Genomic DNA, 22,055 nt, shown 5'->3' on the forward strand with positions numbered 1-22,055 from the left:
GGTGCTTCTCATCAAACAGGATGGACGGCAACTGTGGCAAAATTAATGAAGCCCAGATTGGCGTAATCACTCTGAAAAGAAAAAAAACGAACCGAAATTTCTAAAATTTCGGTTTTTTTATTGTGAATATTTTTCGATTTATTAATTGAAAACAAAATTTAAAGTGAAAAAAAAACTAAAAACTTAACAAGATTAAGCAAAATATAACATAAACAATAACAAGCGCCAAAATACATAAATTTGATAAAATTTATGTATTTATAATAAATAAAATACATCAATTTCACTACATTAGCATCACAAATAACAAATAAATTAATAATGAAAACAAAGCTACTTTTTAAGGGTGCCATTGCAGCGGCGTTCTTAATCTTTAATCAAGTTGATGCACAAGAATATCAGCCAATTACTATTCAAAGCGGTTTTAATGCTGATGTTATTGCGAATGGTGTCGGTGCCTCTGCAACCTCAACAAATAATGATGTAGATGGTGTAAGCTATGCTTTTATATCTACAGATTTTAAACTTACAGCGGCAGCCCCAGGATTAAGCTACGGTTTACCAGCTAATGGCATTATCAATTCAGCTGTTGGATCCACTATAGGGCTCAATTACGTCATGGCTCCTTACAGTTCTAATAATTCTTTAAGGCTACAAAACACCAATGATTCAGGCACTCTGACTTTTACTAATCCTACACCCGCATTAAGCCTTTATATGCTTGCTACAGGTGGAAGTGGTGATACAGCAGTGGATGCTGTTGTCAATTTTTCAGATGGAACAAATCAGACTTTTACGTCTTTGGCTATTTCAGATTGGTATTATGGTTCCAATTACGCAATTAAAGGAATTGGCAGAGTTAATATCACCAATGATAATCTGGAAGACGGATATGGTGATGACCCAAGATTATATCAAATTCCTCTATCCATTGACGCGGTTAATCAGTCTAAAAACATTGTAAGTGTCACGATAACAAAAACAGGAACTGGTGGGATACCGAATATTTTTGCATTCTCTGCGGATGTGTATAATTCTTGTGCTGCACCAACCAACCTTACTTATACTTCAGCTATGCAGGGAGCAACGATTAATTGGACAGCTCCTGCAATGGCACCATCTTCCGGTTATGATTATTATTATAGCACAACCTCTACTCCGCCAACAGCAACAACGGCTCCTTTAGGATCTGTAGCTGCAGGAACGACTTCTGTAACATTAAGCGGACTTCCGACAGGTCAGAGCTATTACTTTTGGGTTCGTTCAAACTGTGGATCAGTAAAAGGATTCTGGAAGATGATTGAGATTGCTACAGGTCAGGTTTCTACAACCTATACTTCAGCAGATATCAATACAACATATTCCGACTATCCTGGTCCTGATAACAGCTCTACATCAAGCTGTCCTGCAACATTAACAATCAATATACCGACAGGATATAAAATCGCATCAACAAAAGTATCTTATGACATGACGGCACAGGCTAATGCATATATGTCGGAACAAAGAAGTTTATTGGTATGTACAACAAATAACACTGCTGAAACAAATGTATCTTCAGGAGTAGGCGGTGACGAAGGTGTTTACTCTTATGAAAGATCAGGTTTATCAATAGCAAACGATCTTACCGGAAGTGTATCTTTCCAAATGCATGCATGGAGAATGTGGGGAGATCAAAGCCTTGGCTGTGACGCTTCATTTAACAGAGTTGACAATAATACATGGAAGGTGACAGTTACTTTACAACCAATAGCCTTAGCTACCAACGAAACCGCTCCAAAGGCAAAAGAAAGACTAGCATATCCTAATCCTTTCCAGGATGTTTTAAATATTGAAAAATCAGAAAACATCAAACGTTTAACTGTTACAGATTTATCAGGTATTACTGTGAAAACTGTTGAAAATCCTACTTCTACTTTACGTCTTGAAGGTGTAAAATCAGGAGTTTACATTTTGAGCTACAATATGAAAGATGGCAGTCTGAAAAGCACCAAAATTATTAAGAAGTAAAAAATCAATCTTCATAAAAACGAAAAAAAACCGGATAAAGCTATCCGGTTTCTTGTTTATAAATTTTGCTTGCTAAACTTTCTCACCATTCACATAAACTTCATAACCAATTTCTACGTTGGGCTCTAAAGTTTTTGAAACCGAACAGTATTTTTCGAATGACAATTCTGATGCCTTTAAAGCTTTTTTAGGATCAATTGTTCCTTCTAAAAAGAATTTAACCATAATTGATTTAAACGGTTTTGCATCTTCTACAGGAATTCTTTCTCCTTCCACTTCAGCTTTGAAACCTGTAATTTCCTGCCTTTGCTTTTTCAGAATTGAAACCACATCGATTCCGCTACATCCTGCAACTGCCATCAATACGCTTTCCATTGGGGAAACCCCTTTTGCGCCGGGTTGTGATGTATTATCTAATAAAATTGAATTTCCTTGTAAGTTGGTGCATTCAAATAAAAAATCGTCGTTTATTCGGTTCAGTGTTATTCTCATTTTTAAATTTATTTTTTTGATTCAGTTATTCCAATCATAACTCCAAAATCACCATCCTTTTGAATCCAATTTCCTTCAAGGTAGTAAGTTCTTGAAACAAAACCATCCAAATACAAAGCTTTTTTGCAGCCTAATTGCTTAAATATAGAAGCAAAATTATAAAAATTAACTTCATTCTTCGACATAACAAAAACTACATTTCCATTTTTTAAAATCCCTACTCCATTCCTGATATTAAGATTTTTGGAATCTTTCTTAAAAATTGGATTTATTTCATCATTAATTAACAACATCGGGCCAGATTGAGTTGCATACTTGATGTTTGAATCGTGCTTGAATTTTTTTGTTTCAATTAATTCAGCATCATTATTTTTTGTTAGATAAAAGATTCCATTGGGATTGAGGTAAAAGTTTCCTTCGCCAGATAATGTATCTATTTTGTTTAATATTTTAAAATCTTGTATGTAAAGACCTTTTGGCAAATTATTTTTTTCGAACATTCCTCCATTCATTGCAAACTTCAAATTCTTATCTTCCCGTTCTACGTTCTTCTTGAGATTGTCGATACTTTTAAAAACTTTTCCGTCATTGTCTTTCCAATAGAACGAAATATCTTCATCTTTGGGATTTGTCTTAAAAATTACAAAATCATTTTCATTCTTTAACTTATCATCACAAGGTAAAACAAGGTAAAAACATAGAATGATTATTGGGATTTTCACTTTAGACATTTAAGTTTAAACAATTTACAAAATCCCTCTCGCTTTTATCTCCAAATATTTATTAATTACCTCCACATTCAGATTTTCCGGAAGCGTGTAAACAGAGTAAATCCCGTACTTTCTTAGTTCCTGAATAATGAGTTTTTTTTCAAATTCAAATTTTTCAGCAATTACTTCATCATAAATTTCCTGCATACTTTCAGGATTTTTGTGAAGCAAAGTCTGTAATTCAGAATTTTTAAAGAAAACCACGACCAGCAAATGATTTTTGGCGATTCCACGGAGGTATTTCATCTGACGGTTTAAAGCGTCTAATGTTTCAAAATTAGTAAACAATAAAACCAAACTTCTCTGGTTGACAGAATATTTTACATCCTGATACAATCTGTTGAAATCACTTTCAAAAAATCTGTTTTAATATTATATAATGCCTCAGATATTCTTCTCAACTGGCCAGATTTATTATCGGCAGCCACTTTATTTTCTGTTTTTTTGGAGAAAGTCATCATTCCGGCTCGATCGCCTTTTTTAAGAATGATGTGCGATAACGCCATACTCGCATTAATGGAATAATCAAGTAGACTTAAACCTTTGAAAGGCATTTTCATTGTTCTGCCTTTATCAATCAGCATAAAAATACGCTGTGATTTCTCATCCTGAAACTGATTCACCATCAGACGATTGGTTTTGGAAGTTGCTTTCCAATTGATGGTTCGCACATCGTCACCGGGAACGTATTCTTTAATTTGCTCAAATTCCATCGTATGACCGAGCTTTCTGATTCTTTTGATACCGCCAAGCAAAAATTCATTTTGCAAGGCCATGAGTTCATACTTTCTGAGATGAACAAATGACGGATACGCCGGCAACATCGCATCTCTCTGAAATGTAAATCTTTTAGACACAAAACCTAAAGGCGAAGAAGCAAAAATATTTAAAGCTCCAAAACTGTATTCTCCTCTTTCTTTCGGTTCAAGAATGTATTGAAATAAAGTGTTTTTCCCTGACTCAATCTGTTTTTCAATTAAAAAATCTCTCTTCTGAAACTGAAATGGTATTTCATCAATAACTTTTGTACTGATTTTAAAGCTATAATTGTTTTTAATATCAATTTTCACCGGATTTTCATCACCGTTGGACAGTTTTTCAGATAAAATCCTCTGAGCTAAAACACCATCTTTTTCTCTGAACAGAAGCAGATAATCAACCATTGCCGCTAAAAAAACTAATAACAGAACAACATGACCAGCAATCATCAAAAAAGGAAAAAAAAACGCAAAAACATACAGGACTCCCACTCCGATGAGTGCGAAAAAAAAGCGGTTATTGATGTATAAGTTTTTCATTTTTTATTTCAGTTAAAAAGTTTTCAGACGATCAAAATCTAAATTCTTTTTGATTCTTATCTCGGAATTTCTATTCCTTCTAAAATTTGTCGGATAATTTCATCAGCCGTCAATCCTTCCATTTCTCTTTCAGGCGACACAATCACTCTGTGTCTCAAAACTGCATAACTTGCTTCTTTAATATCTTCAGGAGTCACAAAATCTCTTCCTCTCAAAGCAGCAAATGCCTTTGAAGCCGTCAGTAATGCTAAACTCGCTCTCGGCGACGCACCTAAGTATAAAAACTGATTTTCTCTTGTATTGATAATGATCTTCGCAATGTATTCTATCAGTTGAGATTCAACAATGATTTCTTTGACTAATTTCTGGTAATTGCCTAATTGTTTCGCACTAATCACAGGCTTTACAACATCTGTTTTGTCCTCTTGTCTGCTCTCGTGCTGGTTTTTGATGATTGCAATTTCTTGATCAAGATTCGGATACCCTACATTTATTTTAAATAAAAATCGATCAAGTTGTGCTTCTGGAAGTCTGTATGTTCCTTCATGCTCAATCGGGTTTTGGGTTGCAACAACTAAAAATGGAGCTTCCATTTCGTATTGCGTACCGTCCATCGTGATCTGTCTTTCTTCCATCACCTCAAACAAGGCAGATTGGGTTTTAGCAGGCGAACGGTTAATCTCATCAATCAAAACAAAGTGAGAAAATATTGGGCCTTTTTTAAATTCAAATTCAGAATTCTTCATGCTGAAAACTGACGTTCCCAAAATGTCTGAAGGCATCAAATCCGGCGTGAATTGTATTCTGCTGAAATCTACATCAATCGTTTTCGCCAAAAGTTTTGCCGTAATGGTTTTTGCAACTCCCGGAACACCTTCAATCAGAACATGACCGTTTGATAACAATGCCGCCAAAAGGTGCTCAATCATATCGTGCTGACCGACAATTACTTTACCTATTTCAGATTTTACTTTTTCTAAACTTTCACGCAGTTCCATCATATCAATTCGTGAATGAAAATCATTTTCTTTCTCTAAAATGATCGGAATCGGTGGTGGTGTATTCTGGTTTTCTTGGTTTTCCATAACTATGTTTCTTGGTTTTTAATTAATAGAATTACATCCTATTTTATATTAAATCGTCCCTTTGGGGCTTTCCTTTATCTTAAAATATCATCTAAAATCTTATTCATTCTTGCCAGATCTTCCTTCATCACGCTTGCGTAAGGATCTTGGGCTTTCTTTATTAAAACAACAGCTTCATTAATCAATTCATTATTTTTACCAGTTTTCAACTGAAGTTTTTTTGCAAATTCTTCGTCTAAGTTTTGGGTATCAATCAATAAATCCAATCTTACTCTGTTGAGAAAATACTGTGCTTTTTTCGCCATCATATTATGGAAATCGCCTTCCTGAAGATAGAGATTTCCAATACTTTTCACAAAATCGACGGAGGTATTTTTTAATGGCTCTAAAATCGGAACGATGCGCTGCTTTCTCTTTGCATTAAAGAAAATAAACAAGATCAGCCCGCCCAACAAAAGCCACCAAGCATATTTCAATGCAGGATTCCCTAAAATAAATCTCATGAAAAATCGGGACTCTTTCGTATTTGCTTCAACAAACCACAATGTTTCTTTATCATCAAGATATGAAAAAACATCCTGAGCATATTTTGTATTTCCAGATTGTAAAAGATAGTAATTGGTTAAAAAAAGTGGCTCGCAATGCGCATAAATAGTTCCTTTACCGAATTTTGTTTTAATGAAATTAACTTGGTCTGTATTTTCATCTTCAACCGTTTTTCCTAGAGGCTGAACTTCTGGCTTGATATAAGAAAAACCTCTCCCTGACGGAAATTTATCCAATTTTATAAAATCATTCTGGTACTTTTTATCCGTAAGCTTAAGAACATTTTTGTCTTCAAATGAAATCTGAGAATCATAAAAACCAATACTGTCTGAGATTTCTTTCGGCATTTTGCTCATAATCAGCATTGCATCAGACCCATTAGAAACTTCGTCAAGAATTTTCTTCCAGGATTGGATGTCGATATCGCTTTCAATCACAAGAATATTATGAGGTTTCTTTTTATTCTGATTGTAATAGTCGTAAGCGGTGACATCGATTTTTTTGAGATTATTTTTAAATAAATCTTTTACTTCCTGATTAAAAACGTATAATCCGAAAGGTGATTTTTCATTCACATCAAAATTCTTGCGCCAATCTACAACCTCTTTTTTGTTAACTTCAAACAATGCCAGAATCACCATGATAATGATGAAAATTAAAGCATATATTTTGAAAGTTTTATTCATATTAAAGTTTAATTAAGGTTTGAATGACTGATATTGTTCTTTAAATTTCGCATAGCTCTGTTCATCGATGTTGAACTCGCCGTACCAAACATAATCGAAAATATAAGAGAGGTTTGAAAATTCGTTTTTTAAATTCGGAGCTTTCAATTCTGCCAAGTAATCTTTGTTTGTTTTTTCAGGATTCCAAAGGATGAGCTTTTTGTCGCTCAGTTTTTTCAGGAGATATAAAAACTGATACCGCACTGCCGAACGGTAATCTTTCGAACGTTCAAAAGTGGCAATACTTTCAGGGAAATTGATTTCATGGATGTTTTCATGAAGTTCTTCCTCATTGATGATGACTTTCTTATTTCTCTTTCCAAAAATGAAATTCCCATTTCTACCGATGATAAATTTAACGATAAAATACAGCAGAAAACCAACCAAAATAATCGCAAAAAGACGGATAATAACGGTTGTAATCTGCGCCGAACTTTCTAAACTTGTCTCTCCGAAAATACTCTGTATAATCTTCAGAATTTTCTTCATCAACTTTTCCCAGAAAGATTCTCGAGGTTTGGAAGTGGAATAATCAAACTCTTCACCTTTGTATCTCGACTTTATGTTTTCTTTAAAATTTTTAGAATAAACTATGTTTTCAGAAACAGGATTTTTAAGCAAAACAGAATCTGCGGGATACATATTTTTGTAATGCCCCGTACTCAGAGAGTCTTCGTAGGATTCTTCATAATAATCGTCGTAAACAACCGTGCTGTCTAGATCTTGGGCATTTGAGAACCCAAAAGAAAATAGAAACATTATGAAGAACAAGAATTTATTCATTGCTGCCTATCGTGTCTATTTCTGCCAATTCTACCTGCTGATGAAGATCTCTTCTGCTATCGTAATATATCAAGCCGGAATTCACATACATTAAATTGGAAAGGAAAAATGAAACCAACAATGAAAATCCGTACATCACAAAAAACAATATCCCCATTGTTCCTGAGAACGGATTTTGTTCGAAATTACCATCAGGTTCCGTTGTCATCATCGTTGCGAAAAAGATAATCATGGGAATCATCGTAAAAATGGTGGTAATTACATACATGATGATAAATAGAACCAGCGTGGCACCCCAATATTTCCAATACGGAGATTTTTCTCTTCCGTTAGCGTAAGAAAACTGGGCGCGGATGGAATAGCTTAAACTTTCAAAGAAACCTCTTTGGCTATTGAACACATCATACATTAGAAAATTCACAATGTTCATCACCGTTGGAAAAACAAATAACATAATTGGGATTCCAATTAAAACGAGAACTAGTGCATACGAAACTCCCAACACAATAAAAGCGGGTGGCGTCACGATAAAAATCATCCCAAGACAGAGAATTCCTATTTTCTTACTGTTGTTTTTAAAGTCAGTCAAGATATCATCCATGCTGATTTTTGTTTCTCCAGCGGCCAATCTTCTCAGATAAAAAACGGGATAGAGATAATTGACGATCATTAAAACAACGAAAAGGATAAAAGTGAGTAACCCGACAGCAATGAACATCCCAAGATTGTCTTCAAAATAATTTTCAAGGTAAGAACTGTTTCCGTTCATATTCGACCCGAAAATCTGCATCAAAAGTTCTCTGTAACCGAAGATCACCACAACCACCATGAGAATAAGCAAAAGCCCATTCAGAAGAATATAGTTTTTAAAATAATTTTTACCGTATAATCTGAAAAATCCGAAACTATCGCTGATGAAAGTTCCGAAATCTCTATTTTTATAAAACTGCATCATGGGCTGTCATTGCGTTATTTAGTTTTTTATTAACGATGAAAGGATACACAAAATAGTAGAATCCTATGATGGTCAAACATCCGAAGATGATGATTAAATTTAAAAATTCAGGCATTTTTAAAGCGTGTCTTGTAACATACCCTTCAATAATTCCAGCACAGATGGTGAACGGAATGGTGCTTAAAAATATTTTAAACGAATCTTTCAATCCGATTTTCAAAGATTCAAATCTCGATAGCGTTTTTGGAAAAAGGATGGATGTTCCTAAAATCAATCCGCACATCGCTTCTACAACCATGGCAAAGATTTCAAAAACTCCGTGCAACCAGATTCCTCTTGCGCTGTCTTTTAAAGCTCCATAATCGTAGAAAAAATACTGAAACGAGCCCAACATCACAGAATTGGAAAGAAGAACATACAAAGAACCAATCCCTCCAAAAATTCCGTAAAGGTACATTTTGGCACCAACGCCAATGTTGTTTAAAGTAATCCCGATTGTGGTTCCCCAAGTAGAACCGCTTTGATAAACGCCCACGGCATTTCCTGCTTTGATATTTTCGATAGTAGTATTTACATAAGATTCACCCAAAATAATATTGGCAAAATCTTTATCATAAATCGCCGACAAAACGCCCATCGAAGTAAAGAGGATGAAAAATATAAATGCATACAGTAAATATCTCCTGTACTGAAACACCAAAAGCGGAACTTCTGTCTTGAAAAAATACAACATTCTGTTTTCTTCAACTCTTTTGGTCTTATAAATTTTCTGAAAAATCTGAGATGAAAGGTGGTTAAGGTAAACCGTCGTATTACTTTTTGGGTAATACGTCTGGGCAAAAGAAAGGTCATTAATCAGATTAATATACAGTGAAGACAGGTCGTCAGGATTTTTTTTAATTTTCCCTTGAATAACCTGTTCGATTCCCAACCATTTTTCTTTATTTTGTTTAATAAAATAAACTTCTCTCATAATTGTAAGGCTAAAATAATAAAAAATATGTCTCAAATTGCGATTAATACCTCACAAAATGTAAATATTAACTTTAACATTTCAAGTATTGGTGAAAGATTTCTTGCCTTCCTCATCGATTCTGTGATTAAGATTGCTTACGGCATTGCTATTTTGTATCTTTTTTCAGCGTTTTTGATTTGGGATACATTCTAAATGATCTTGATTACTGGTCACAAGGCGCTGTTTACAGCATTCTTCTTTTCCCGACGGTTATCTATCCCGTTGTTTTAGAAAGTTTAATGGAAGGACAAACTCTTGGTAAAAAAGTGATGAAAATTCGCGTGGTGAAAATCGATGGTTATCAGGCAAGCTTTGGAGATTATCTCATTCGCTGGGTTTTCCGAGTGATTGACGTTTCTGTCTTGATTGTTGGCTTTATTACGATGATTGTTACCAAAAACAACCAGCGTTTTGGTGATATTGCTGCGGGAACCGCTGTGATTTCATTAAAAAATAACATCAATATTTCTCATACGATTTTAGAAAATCTTCAGACTGATTACATTCCTACTTTTCCACAAGTGATTGGTTTGAGCGATAATGATATGAGAATTATTAAAGACAATTATTTGAAAGCTTTAAAAATTGATGATAGACAAATCATTACCAAACTTTCAGACAAAATAAAAGGAATTTTAAAATTGGAAGTTGACCCGACAAAAATGACCGAAAGACAGTTTATTGGAGTTGTGATCAAAGATTACAATTATTACACAGGGAAAGATTAGCTTGAAATTTTTCGCCACGAATTAATTGTTTTATTTAAACGAATTTTTAATTTGATGTGTGTTATGAATATTCATCAATTAGTGATAAGAAAATTAGTAGCCTGCAAATCGGTTCAATTTTTGTAAATTTTAAAACAAAATCAAACGTATGCAATTCGAAAATAATAAATCAGGAAACGGCGGAGTAATTACCCTCAGCAACGAGATCAAAGAAGTCGGAAGATTGACCTACACGATCTTTCCGGAAGAGAACAAGCTGATTATTTCATTTGTACTCGTTCACCCCGAATTTGAAGGTCGCGGAATGGGAAAATACTTGGTGGAAGAAGCCATCAAATTCTCAAGAGAAAACAAATGGAACGTTTATCCACACTGTTCTTACGCAAGATCCGTAATGAAAAGAATGAATGATGTGGAAGATATTCTTTTAGAACGTTAATACTTCATTTAGAATAATGTCCTCAATATCGTCAGGATAATTTACCTTAAAATGAATATCAGAATGTACCCAATTTCTAATCTCCTCCACATTCAGGATTTTAGAGTTGGGAATACTCATTTTGTCTAAAGCGCAGGCATTACATTCCTGTTCATATTGATTGTGAATGGGGATCACAAACAATTTCTTATCCATGAAAAGCGCTTCTGCAGGCCCTTCAAAACCTGCATTACAAAGAATTCCGTCACAGCTTTCGAAGCATTCTAAGAAATGAGTTTCATCAATCGGATAAATTTCGACATTATTTGTCTTACTGTGAATTTTAGTATATTTCGAAAAAACTTTCCATTCTACAGGAATTTTGGTTAAAACTTTCGTGATATTTTCATCTGAAAAACTGGGAAGATAAACCACATAAAATCCTTTTTTTGTTGGATTTAAATTTCTTATTTTTCTCCTAATAACTGGCTTTTTGATTTGTGAGTGATAATTGTCAAAATGAAAACCAATTTTATCTTTACTCGGACAGTAATGTTTTAACACCATTTCACCAAAGAAATCTTTCTTGTCTGGTTTTGGAGTCTCCTTAAAACTCATCGAAGCCTGATGGCTTAATTCAAGCATTTTTAAATTGCGAAGTTTGCAAGCCCATCCTGTAAGCGGCTCGTAGTCATTGATAATTAAATCATATTGACTCAACTCTATTTGTCTGATTGTATTGATAGCTTCCAGAAAATTATTTTCAAAAAGAATCTTTTTATATGAAATTCCACCCGTTTTATTATAGAGAAGTGAGACTCCACGATGTTTAAAATCTATAGGAAAATCTGTTTTTAACTGTGATTGATGACCACTTATCAATGTATCTACAGATGCATATTTTTTTAAAATAGGAATGATCTCCTGAGCTCTCGCAACATGGCCGTTTCCTGTTCCTTGAAAAGCGTATAAAATTTTCATCTATAAATGTTTACTATTTTCATGTGGTCAAATGAAATTCTCAAATAAAAATATTTTCAGATCAAGAATATTTGAATTGTTCTCGATTTCAAATTAAGTAAATTGGGTAACAATTTTCAAAAGATCAGAATTATTCATATCCTGAATTTCTTCGGTTTCATCGTCTTTCAATAAATGCTGGTGCTCTTCATAATGAAAGATTTTCCATTCGCCATCATTGTATTCTAAAGCGGAAAGATTCTCAATCCAATCACCTGAATTTAAATAGGTACATGAACCTTTTTTAGTGACAACCTCACGGATTTGCGGCTGATGAATGTGCCCGCATATTACAAAGTCATATCCATTATCAATCGCAAGCTCAGAAGCTGTTAATTCAAAATCACCAATATATTTGACAGCTTTTTTGACGTTGTTTTTGATCTTTTTTGAAAATGAATATTTTTCTTTACCCATTTTATCTAAAAACCAATTCACAACATTATTAATCACAATTAAAAGATCATAGCCTTTTCCGCCAAGTTTCGCAATCCATTTTGAATGCTGCACAGATGCATCAAAAACATCACCGTGGAAAATCCAGGTTTTCTTTTCGTTTAAGTTCAAGCAAAGTTTATTGATGACTTTTAGTTTACCCAATTCAAAATCGGTAAATTTTCTGAACATTTCATCGTGATTGCCCGTGATGTAGTAGACATCCGTAGTTTTTGTGGCAAATGAAATGATTTTTTTTATCACTTTTAAATGAGGCTTAGGGAAGTAAGACTTTTTGAACTGCCAGATATCAATGATATCACCATTTAAAACTAGTGTTTTCGGTTGAATAGAATTAAGATATCTCAACAGTTCTTTAGCTTTACATCCGTAAGTTCCCAAGTGTACATCCGAAATGACAACCAATTCAACGTTTCTTTTCATTTGCAGACTGCTTTATAATCAAATAAATATTTTCATTATCGATTCTATTAAATCAATAACGATTCAAATATGATTTTATGCAAAGAAACTACATCAAAATGAATTGTATATGAATGCTATATTATTTTTGTGACTCTCAGCTACTGATAGGCATAAAATAGCCACGAATATACAAATGCAATCTTGCTATTTTCCTTTGAAGAAATTTCTAATGGATTCAAGATTTGATAATTCGTGTATTCGTGGCAAAAATTATTAGTCGCAGAAAGATAATCACATTATTTTTATAGTGAGCCAAGCAACTCATCTGTAATTTCCATATTGTGATAGACGTTTTGTACATCATCATCTTCTTCAAAACGGTCAAGCATTTTCATATTGGCTTTAAACTGTTCTGCTGTCACTTCTTTGATATTGTTTGGAATTCTTTGAAGTTCTGCACTTTTCACTTCAATTTTCAATTCATCTAATTTATGAGACAATGATCCGAAATCTTCGAATGCTGTCGTAATCATCACTTCCTCATCATCTTTTTCTACATCTTCAGCTCCACCGTCAATCATTTCCATTTCAAAGTCGTCCCAATCCATTTTAATCTGCGACAAATCGATACTGAAAATTCCTTTTCTATCAAAAATAAAAGCCAATTCACCATTCTTTCCTAAGTTACCATCAAACTTGTTGAAAATCGCTCTTACATTGGCAACAGTTCTTGTGGTATTATTCGTAGTGCATTCAACAAAAAATGCAACGCCACCTTGTCCATAACCTTCATAGTTGATTTCTTCATAGTTTTCAGCATCAGCACCACTTGCTTTCTTGATAGCTCTTTCTACGTTATCTTTAGGCATGTTGGCACCCTTTGCATTCTGGATGCATCTTCTCAATGCCGGATTTGCTTCCGCATCAGGACCGCCAGCTTTTACCGCTAAGGCAATATCTTTACCAATTTTAGAAAAAGTTTTGGCCATTTTATCCCAACGCGCCATTTTCGAAGCTTTTCTATATTCAAACGCTCTTCCCATTTTATATTTTAAATTTTCACAAAATTACTCAAAATCAACAACAAAAAAAATACCCCCAGAAAAATCTGAGGGTATTATTATTTAGAAAAATTAATTATTTTTTCTTCTTTTTAGCAGGAGCTTTTTTAGTTGCTTTTTTCACAACTGGTTTAGCTACTTCCATATCATTCTTTTTGTAAGTTTCCCACTCAGATCCTGAGATAGCTCTTACAACAACTTTTCTATCAACCATTCTTTCAGCATCACTTGCCTTCGCAGGAACAGTAGCTTCTTGAGAACCAATACCGATAGATTTAAGAGTGTTAGGATTAATACCTCTAGCTTCTAAAGCAGCAACAACAGCAGCAGCTCTTTGTCTTGATAAGTTCAAGTTATAAGCAACAGAACCTTTAGCATCAGTTGAACCAACTACTAAGAAATTAGTTTCCTCTGCATCTTTAATAATTTCAGCAGCAGTATTTAATTTCGCACTAGATTCAGGTCTAATTGTAGCTTTGTTGAAATCAAACAAGATATCTTTTAACTCCTTATTGATAACGATAACATCTGGTGTCTTAGGTTTAGGACATCCGTTGTATTCTGGAAGACCTGGAACAGTAGGACAAGCATCATCTTTATCTAAGATACCGTCACCGTCTGTATCTGGCCAAGGACAACCATTGTTTTCTGCAGGACCTGCAACTGTAGGACAAGCATCATCTTTGTCGATAATACCATCTCCGTCAGTATCTGGCCAAGGACAACCGTTGTTTTCAACTGGACCAGCAACATCTGGACACTGATCGTCTTTATCTGGAACTCCATCTCCGTCAGTATCAGGACATCCTTGGAATTCTGGTAAACCTGGTGTATCTGGACATAAATCGTCTTTATCTAAGATACCATCCTTATCTCTATCTCTGTTTCCGAATCTAAAGTTCAAAGAAGCAGAAGCTTGCCAAAAGTTAGCATAATTTGCTTTGTCACCTGGAGTTGAAACATAATCTCCTTGAACACCAAGACCAAAGTTCTTAGTCAACCAGAAGTTTACACCAGCACCTGTAGCAACTGCAAAGTGATTAGCTTTACCGTCTTCGTTACCGTTTTCACCGTTTCCAGTACTTACACCATTCACATCAGTTCTTGGGAAAGTAAGAGAAGTATAATCATGTCTAAGGTAGTTAGCACCTACTCTTAAATATGGATCAAACCAAGACTCTTCATTCCAAAGTAGACCTGCAGCTTTAGCTTGGAAACCAAGACCAGTCATTAACATGAATTCTTTACCCATGTTGAATCTTTGGTTCTCTACGTTACCAACAGTAGTCTGCCAGTCGATTACCAAACCTTTACCGATGTTTCTCGCAACAGTAAGTTTAGATAATGGTGGAGTGATTGAGAAGTTGTTCATATTGAACATAGTCTTCGTCAAATTTGTTGCAGCAAAAGTATTACTGAATGTACCTGCCTGTGCTTTATGGTTCTCTGCGTGAGCACCAACCCCGATCATCCACGGATTGTTGGTAGTCTGAGCGAACACAGTAGAGGCAACAGTAAGCGCCAATGCTGAAATTCCTAATTTTAGATTTTTCATAGAATTAAATGATTAAATAATTGATATTGCAAAATAAATATAATTTTTCTTTATAAACAAAGTTTTCAGGATGATTTTTAACTTTTCTTTAATATTCTATCGAGGGTTCGTTTACTTTCTCTATCTTTTATTGCTTCTCTCTTATCAAAAAGCTTCTTCCCTCTTCCCAACGCTATCAGCACTTTAGCTTTGCCTTTATCGTTGATATATAATTTTAAAGGTATAATTGTGTTACCTGCATCTTTGAGTTTTTTTTCGAGTTTTAACAATTCTCTTTTGTGCAACAGCAACTTTCGTTCCCTTTTTGTTTTATGATTGTAAAAAGTTCCTAATTTATACTCATCAATCATCATGTTAATGATGTACAATTCCCCATCAATAAACTGACAGAAAGCTTCTGTGATAGATGCTTTAGAAGAGCGTAAAGATTTTATTTCGGTTCCGGTAAGCACCATTCCGGCCTCCAATTCTTCTATAAATTCGTATTCAAAACGTGCTCTTCTGTTAAATATATTAACTGTTTTTTCGATCTTCATATCTAAAATTTCATTAATGTAATATACAAAATTACCTTACATTAAAAACTTGAGTATTACAATATTATAAATACCCGATTTCTTTTCGTAATTTTGCGCCAAATTTACAAACTATATGTTAACAGTATCTAACTTATCTTTACAATTTGGGAAAAGAGTTCTTTTTGACGAAGTAAACATTATGTTTACCAAAGGAAACTGCTATGGGATCATCGGAGCAAATGGAGCAGGAAAGTCTACATTCCTTAAAATACTTACAGGAAAGCAAGATCCAACTACAGGACACATATCTCTGGAACCAGGGAAAAGAATGTCAGTTTTGGAACAGGATCACTTTGCATATGATCAATTTACAGTTCTTGAAGCTGTTTTAAGAGGAAATAAGAAATTATTCGAGATAAAAGAAGAAATGGATGCTTTGTATGCCAAAGAAGACTTCTCTGATGCAGACGGAATCAAAGCAGGCGAACTTGGTGTTGTCTACGAAGAAATGGGTGGATGGAACTCAGAATCTGATGCTCAAACCATGCTTTCAAATGTTGGTATCAAAGACGATATGCATTGGCAGATGATGAGTGAATTAGAGAATAAAGACAAAGTAAAAGTTCTTTTGGCTCAGGCGCTTTTCGGAAATCCTGATGTATTGATTTTGGATGAACCTACGAATGACTTGGATATCGACACCATCGCTTGGTTAGAAGATTTCTTGGCAGATTATGAAAATACAGTAATCGTTGTATCTCACGACCGTCACTTCTTAGATACCGTTTGTACGCACATCGGAGATTTAGATTATGCTAAATTAAACCTTTATACAGGTAATTACTCTTTCTGGTACCAAGCTTCTCAGTTAGCAACAAGACAAAGAGCTCAGGCTAACAAAAAAGCAGAGGAGAAGAAAAAAGAACTTCAGGATTTCATCGCAAGATTTAGTTCAAACGTTGCGAAAGCTAAACAGGCAACCGCAAGAAAGAAAATGATCGATAAATTGAACATCGATGATATTAAACCATCTTCAAGAAGGTATCCGGCAATTATTTTCGAAATGGAAAGAGAAGTTGGAGATCAGATTTTAGATGTTAAAGGTCTAGAAAAGACAAAAGATGGAGAATTATTGTTCTCAAACATTGATTTAAATCTTAAAAAAGGAGATAAAGTTGCCATCATTTCAAAAAACTCTTTAGCAATTACAGAATTTTTTGAGATTTTAGCTGGAAATAATCAGGCAGACAAAGGAAATGTAGCATGGGGAGTTACCACAAACCAATCTCACATGCCTTTGGATAACACTACTTTCTTCCAAGAAGATATCAATTTAGTGGATTGGTTAAGACAATTCACCAAAAATGATGAGGAACGTCACGAAGAATTCATGAGAGGATTTTTAGGAAGAATGCTATTCTCAGGAGATGAAGCTTTAAAGTCTTGTAAGGTACTTTCCGGAGGTGAAAAAATGAGATGCATGTTCAGCAGAATGATGCTTCAGAAAGCCAACGTATTGTTATTAGATGAGCCTACCAACCACTTAGACCTTGAAAGTATTACAACATTGAACAACTCATTGTCAAACTTCAAAGGAAATCTTCTATTATCATCTCATGACCACGAAATGCTACAAACAGTTTGTAACAGAATCGTTGAATTGACACCAAAAGGAATCATTGACAGAGAAACAACTTACGATGAATATCTTGCAGATAAAAAGATTAAAGAACTGAGAGAAAAAATGTATTCTTAATTAGCATTACATAAAATATTTAATCAGGGTAGATTTTTCTATCCTGATTTTTTTGTTAAATATTCTAATAATTATGATTTTTACAAGAATTATATAACTGTTTTACAATCATCAAAAAAAATATTGAAAACACGACAAAGACATTATTTTTCAGGAGCTTGATCCAGCTCTACACTATATCTTTTTTGTGCCTGTGCTTTTACCGGATAACAAAAAAGGATGCCGTTTCGATCTGGGCTATGGGTGACTGCATTCTTTGATTATATGTCAAAAAAATGACTTTTTCCATTTTCAAAACTATTACTTGATGGTTGATGGTTGATGGTTACGCAAAATTACATTTGTGTGGGTATTTTAAGATGAATAAAAATCATCTTGTATTCATCATTAAAATGAAGCTTATGAATCATCTTAAAACAATTACAATATATAACTTTCCAAGATGTGTAGTTGTTTCCAAAAGCCGCAGAGCGGCGGACTGTTAGTAGAATATGAACAAAAGCTCATGGAAGGAGAAACTCCTCCAGAGCGACCTGTAAATTCTGTGCAGCATTTACAAATGAGGAATAGATAGCGTTCCTACGGAACGCGCTTGTGACCGCTTCAGCTTTTTTCTACACAGATATTGCTCCTACGGAGCAACAGTATGGATTATTGGATTAAATTATCTTGATTTTCATTAACTTCTTTACCCTAAACTAGATCTCGAATCATGTAAACACTTAAGTTCTTTTATTTTTAACTTAATTTCTAAAATTTAGAACAAGAAAAGTCTCCTACAAATCCATGCCTGAGGCTTCTAAGGGTTAGTTAGTTAGTTAGTTAGTTAGTTAGTTAGTTAGGTTTAAACTTAGATTCTAAGGGTTAGTGAGTTAGATTTTAAGGTTTACTTAAGGTTTAGGACAAAAAAAAGTCTCATACAACTGAATGTATGAGACTTTTAAATAAAAACTGGCGGCGACCTACTCTCCCGCTTTCGCAGTACCATCGGCGCTGGTGGGCTTAACTTCTGTGTTCGGAATGGGAACAGGTGAGCCCCACCGCTAAAACCACCCTAAAGGTTGTATATTGTTGTCAGTTTTTGGTTGATTGTTGATGGTATAATACTATCAACTGTCAACTCTTTACTGTCAACTGTTTTATCGATAAAAATGTTCACAAAGAGAGAACCTTGATTGCGCAATTAAGCGTTGCCAATTAGGCTATAAATCTACGGGTAATTAGTACTACTCGGCTATGCTGTTACCAACTTTACACCTGTAGCCTATCAACGTCGTCATCTCCAACGACCCTTAAAAGATGTCTCATCTTGAGGCGAGTTTCGCACTTATATGCTTTCAGTGCTTATCTCTTCCAAACGTAGCTACTCAGCGGTGCTCCTGGCGGAACAACTGATACACCAGAGGTTTGTTCAATTCGGTCCTCTCGTACTAGAATCAAGCCCTCTCAAACATCTAACGCCCGCAATAGATAGAGACCGAACTGTCTCACGACGTTCTGAACCCAGCTCGCGTGCCACTTTAATGGGCGAACAGCCCAACCCTTGGGACCTTCTCCAGCCCCAGGATGTGACGAGCCGACATCGAGGTGCCGAACCTCCCCGTCGATGTGAGCTCTTGGGGGAGACTAGCCTGTTATCCCCGGAGTACCTTTTATCCTATGAGCGATGGCCCTTCCATACGGAACCACCGGATCACTATGTCCTGCTTTCGCACCTGATCGACTTGTAGGTCTCACAGTCAAGCACCCTTATGCCATTACACTCTACGCACGGTTACCAAGCGTGCTGAGGGTACCTTTGAAAGCCTCCGTTACTCTTTTGGAGGCGACCACCCCAGTCAAACTACCCACCACGCAGTGTCCTTCTAAAAGAAGTTAGGCTCCAAGTAAGTAAAGGGTGGTATTTCAACGTTGACTCCACAAACACTAGCGTGCCTGCTTCAAAGTCTCCCACCTATCCTACACATTACTTACTCAAAGTCAATACGAAGTTATAGTAAAGGTTCACAGGGTCTTTTCGTCCCATTGCGGGTAAACGGCATCTTCACCGTTACTACAATTTCACAGAGCTCATGGTTGAGACAGTGCCCAGATCGTTACACCATTCGTGCAGGTCGGAACTTACCCGACAAGGAATTTCGCTACCTTAGGACCGTTATAGTTACGGCCGCCGTTTACTGGGGCTTCAGTCAAACGCTTCGCATTGCTGCTAACGCCCTTCCTTAACCTTCCAGCACCGGGCAGGTGTCAGACCCTATACAGCATCTTTCGATTTAGCAGAGTCCTGTGTTTTTGATAAACAGTCGCCTGGGCCTCTTCACTGCGGCCAGCATTGCTGCTGGCGTCTCTTCTTCCGAAGTTACGAGACTATTTTGCCTAGTTCCTTAACCATGATTCACTCTAGCACCTTAGGATTCTCTCCTCGACTACCTGTGTCGGTTTTGGTACGGGTTGCTTCACTTCGGCTTTTCTTGGAAGCACTTTCCTTACAGCAACTTCGCCCGAAGGCTAGGTCTTGACTATTCCGTCAGTCTCCAGTAAGTACGGCACTCCGTCCCCTTTTTAGTGTGAGCAAGTATGGGAATATTAACCCATTGTCCATCCACTACCCCTTTCGGGTTCGCGTTAGGTCCCGACTAACCCTCAGCTGATTAGCATGGCTGAGGAAACCTTAGTCTTTCGGTGAGCGGGTTTCTCGCCCGCTTTATCGTTACTTATGCCTACATTTTCTTTTCTGTCCGCTCCACCAAGCCTCACGACTCAGCTTCTGTGCAAACAGAATGCTCCCCTACCAGATACAACCCTAAGTTGTAAATCCATAGCTTCGGTACTCTATTTATGCCCGATTATTATCCATGCCGGACCGCTCGACTAGTGAGCTGTTACGCACTCTTTAAATGAATGGCTGCTTCCAAGCCAACATCCTAGCTGTCAATGCAGTCCAACCGCGTTGCTTCAACTTAATAGAGATTTGGGGACCTTAGCTGTTGGTCTGGGTTCTTTCCCTCTCGGACACGGACCTTAGCACCCGCGCCCTCACTGCCGTGGAACATTTATTAGCATTCGGAGTTTGTCAGGAATTGGTAGGATTTGACTCCCCCGCATCCAATCAGTAGCTCTACCTCTAATAAACTTATACACGACGCTGCACCTAAATGCATTTCGGGGAGTACGAGCTATCTCCCAGTTTGATTGGCCTTTCACCCCTACCCACAGGTCATCCGAAGACTTTTCAACGTCAACCGGTTCGGTCCTCCACTTTGTGTTACCAAAGCTTCAACCTGCCCATGGGTAGATCACAAGGTTTCGCGTCTAATACTACTAACTAAGCGCCCTATTCAGACTCGCTTTCGCTCCGGCTCCGGACCTGAAGTCCTTAACCTCGCTAGTAACATTAACTCGTAGGCTCATTATGCAAAAGGCACGCCGTCACCCAACTTGTGGGCTCCGACCGCTTGTAGGCGTACGGTTTCAGGTTCTATTTCACCCTTCTATTCGAAGTGCTTTTCACCTTTCCTTCACAGTACTTGTTCACTATCGGTCTTTCAGGAGTATTTAGCCTTGGAGGATGGTCCCCCCATATTCAGACAGGATTTCACGTGTCCCGCCCTACTCATTTATCATCTAAATATACCTTTCATGTACGGGGCTATCACCCTCTATGGCTGTTCTTTCCAGAACATTCTATTAAATATATAAAGACTTTTGGGCTAATCCGCGTTCGCTCGCCACTACTTACGGAATCTCTTCGATTTCTTTTCCTCAGGGTACTTAGATGTTTCAGTTCTCCTGGTTTGCTCCTCTTACGAGGTGACATGTCTTCAACATGCCGGGTTGCCCCATTCGGACATCTGCGGATCAATTCGTGTGTGCCGATCCCCGCAGCTTTTCGCAGCTTACCGCGTCCTTCTTCGCCTCTGAAAGCCTAGGCATCCGCCATACGCCCTTAACGATTTCTTTCCTAATTATTAATTAGTTCAGTATTTTTTGCTTAGTATTGCTACCAAGCTATTTTTGTAAACTCAAACGCTTAATTGCGCTCGGTTTTCTCTTTGTGATATTTTTACCGTTAATGTCAATGATCTTAATTCTTTCTGCTTGTCTGATAAATGGATATTTGTTTTGGCTCTATCCATCGTACTTTTAAATCAAACGCACAAAACTGTGGAGAATAAGGGAGTCGAACCCTTGACCTCCTGCGTGCAAGGCAGGCGCTCTAGCCAGCTGAGCTAATTCCCCCTCTAGTAGTTGTCAGTTGTCGGTTTTTAGTGGTCAGTTGAAAACTAACTTCTAATTACTAACTTCTAACCTCTAATTCAATTAGTAGTCTCGGGCAGGCTCGAACTGCCGACCTCTACATTATCAGTGTAGCGCTCTAACCAGCTGAGCTACGAGACTTCATGTTTTTAGTTGTCGGTTGTCGGTTTTTAGTTGTTAGCTTTAAAACTAACTTCTAATT

15 protein-coding genes, 2 tRNA genes, 2 rRNA genes and 2 pseudogenes are annotated in these 22,055 nt (G+C 36.3%); 4 read left to right on the top strand and 17 right to left on the bottom strand.

All coding sequences use genetic code 11. The annotated features are described in order from the left end of the window. Nucleotides 1-321 precede the first annotated feature (321 nt). Complete coding sequence (locus EAG08_RS08480; RefSeq protein ID WP_129535063.1) at nt 322-2,010, top strand: T9SS type A sorting domain-containing protein; 1,689 nt, start codon at nt 322-324, stop codon at nt 2,008-2,010. Nucleotides 2,011-2,082: 72 nt separating this feature from the next. Here the strand turns inward: EAG08_RS08480 and EAG08_RS08485 are convergent, their stop codons facing one another. The 8 genes and pseudogenes from EAG08_RS08485 to EAG08_RS08520 all read right to left on the bottom strand — a co-directional run bounded on the left by EAG08_RS08485 (nt 2,083) and on the right by EAG08_RS08520 (nt 9,637). After that, on the bottom strand, nt 2,083-2,502 hold the full coding sequence (locus tag EAG08_RS08485; protein ID WP_129535064.1) for an OsmC family protein: 420 nt from the start codon (nt 2,500-2,502) through the stop codon (nt 2,083-2,085). An 8-nt stretch (nt 2,503-2,510) separates the two neighbouring features. Beyond that, nucleotides 2,511-3,233 (bottom strand): phosphodiester glycosidase family protein, encoded by a 723-nt coding sequence (locus EAG08_RS08490; protein WP_129535065.1) that lies wholly within the window; start codon nt 3,231-3,233, stop codon nt 2,511-2,513. 15 nt (nt 3,234-3,248) lie between these two features. After that, nucleotides 3,249-4,570, bottom strand: a pseudogene (locus EAG08_RS08495) (DUF58 domain-containing protein). A 56-nt stretch (nt 4,571-4,626) separates the two neighbouring features. Next, entirely contained in the window at nt 4,627-5,655 is a 1,029-nt protein-coding gene (locus tag EAG08_RS08500) for an AAA family ATPase (RefSeq protein WP_185145190.1), read from the bottom strand. Nucleotides 5,656-5,729: 74 nt separating this feature from the next. After that, a complete protein-coding gene (locus tag EAG08_RS08505; protein WP_129535066.1) occupies nt 5,730-6,887 on the bottom strand; it encodes a DUF4350 domain-containing protein in 1,158 nt (385 codons plus the stop codon). 12 nt (nt 6,888-6,899) lie between these two features. After that, a complete protein-coding gene (locus EAG08_RS08510) occupies nt 6,900-7,685 on the bottom strand; it encodes a DUF4129 domain-containing protein (protein ID WP_228446834.1) in 786 nt (261 codons plus the stop codon). Nucleotides 7,686-7,701: 16 nt separating this feature from the next. Next, complete coding sequence (locus EAG08_RS08515; protein ID WP_129535068.1) at nt 7,702-8,664, bottom strand: DUF4013 domain-containing protein; 963 nt, start codon at nt 8,662-8,664, stop codon at nt 7,702-7,704. Further along, on the bottom strand, nt 8,648-9,637 hold the full coding sequence (locus tag EAG08_RS08520; RefSeq protein ID WP_129535069.1) for a stage II sporulation protein M: 990 nt from the start codon (nt 9,635-9,637) through the stop codon (nt 8,648-8,650). Before EAG08_RS08520 ends, EAG08_RS08515 begins: the two co-directional genes overlap by 17 nt. 27 nt (nt 9,638-9,664) lie before the next feature. Here EAG08_RS08520 and EAG08_RS08525 point away from each other — a divergent pair. Together EAG08_RS08525 and EAG08_RS08530 are read left to right on the top strand one after the other, a co-directional pair. Further along, nucleotides 9,665-10,407 (top strand): annotated as a pseudogene (locus EAG08_RS08525) (RDD family protein). A 148-nt stretch (nt 10,408-10,555) separates the two neighbouring features. Next, the gene (locus EAG08_RS08530) at nt 10,556-10,846 is read left to right on the top strand and encodes a GNAT family N-acetyltransferase (protein WP_129535070.1); all 291 of its coding nucleotides are present in this window, start codon (nt 10,556-10,558) and stop codon (nt 10,844-10,846) included. On the opposite strand, the gene EAG08_RS08535 is transcribed toward EAG08_RS08530, so the two are convergent. From EAG08_RS08535 to smpB, 5 genes are all read right to left on the bottom strand, one after another. Continuing rightward, a complete protein-coding gene (locus EAG08_RS08535) occupies nt 10,835-11,806 on the bottom strand; it encodes a glycosyltransferase family protein (protein WP_129535071.1) in 972 nt (323 codons plus the stop codon). The genes EAG08_RS08530 and EAG08_RS08535 overlap by 12 nt on opposite strands. A gap of 93 nt (nt 11,807-11,899) precedes the next feature. Beyond that, the gene (locus EAG08_RS08540; RefSeq protein WP_129535072.1) at nt 11,900-12,724 is read right to left on the bottom strand and encodes a UDP-2,3-diacylglucosamine diphosphatase; all 825 of its coding nucleotides are present in this window, start codon (nt 12,722-12,724) and stop codon (nt 11,900-11,902) included. Between the two features lie 284 nt (nt 12,725-13,008). Then, nucleotides 13,009-13,749, bottom strand: a complete 741-nt coding sequence (locus EAG08_RS08545) for a YebC/PmpR family DNA-binding transcriptional regulator (protein ID WP_129535073.1) — start codon at nt 13,747-13,749, stop codon at nt 13,009-13,011. A gap of 94 nt (nt 13,750-13,843) precedes the next feature. Beyond that, nucleotides 13,844-15,322, bottom strand: coding sequence for an OmpA family protein (locus EAG08_RS08550; RefSeq protein ID WP_129535074.1), 1,479 nt, complete (start codon nt 15,320-15,322; stop codon nt 13,844-13,846). A 77-nt stretch (nt 15,323-15,399) separates the two neighbouring features. After that, nucleotides 15,400-15,858 carry an SsrA-binding protein SmpB gene (gene smpB / locus EAG08_RS08555; protein WP_129535075.1) on the bottom strand — a complete coding sequence of 153 codons (459 nt, stop codon included), beginning with the start codon at nt 15,856-15,858 and terminating at the stop codon, nt 15,400-15,402. Nucleotides 15,859-15,973: 115 nt separating this feature from the next. Here smpB and EAG08_RS08560 point away from each other — a divergent pair, with 115 nt between their 5' ends. Further along, nucleotides 15,974-17,596, top strand: coding sequence for an ABC-F family ATP-binding cassette domain-containing protein (locus tag EAG08_RS08560; RefSeq protein WP_129535076.1), 1,623 nt, complete (start codon nt 15,974-15,976; stop codon nt 17,594-17,596). Between the two features lie 949 nt (nt 17,597-18,545). Here the strand turns inward: EAG08_RS08560 and rrf are convergent. From rrf to EAG08_RS08580, 4 genes are all read right to left on the bottom strand, one after another. Then, nucleotides 18,546-18,653, bottom strand: a 5S ribosomal RNA gene (rrf, locus tag EAG08_RS08565). 143 nt (nt 18,654-18,796) lie between these two features. After that, nucleotides 18,797-21,556: ribosomal RNA gene (locus EAG08_RS08570) — 23S ribosomal RNA — on the bottom strand. A gap of 205 nt (nt 21,557-21,761) precedes the next feature. Continuing rightward, nucleotides 21,762-21,835: transfer RNA gene (locus tag EAG08_RS08575), tRNA-Ala, on the bottom strand. An 85-nt stretch (nt 21,836-21,920) separates the two neighbouring features. Next, a tRNA-Ile gene (locus EAG08_RS08580) sits at nt 21,921-21,994 on the bottom strand. Nucleotides 21,995-22,055: the final 61 nt, after the last annotated feature.

Origin of the sequence: Chryseobacterium sp. 3008163 (genome assembly GCF_003669035.1) — a bacterium.
GTDB lineage: Bacteria > Bacteroidota > Bacteroidia > Flavobacteriales > Weeksellaceae > Chryseobacterium.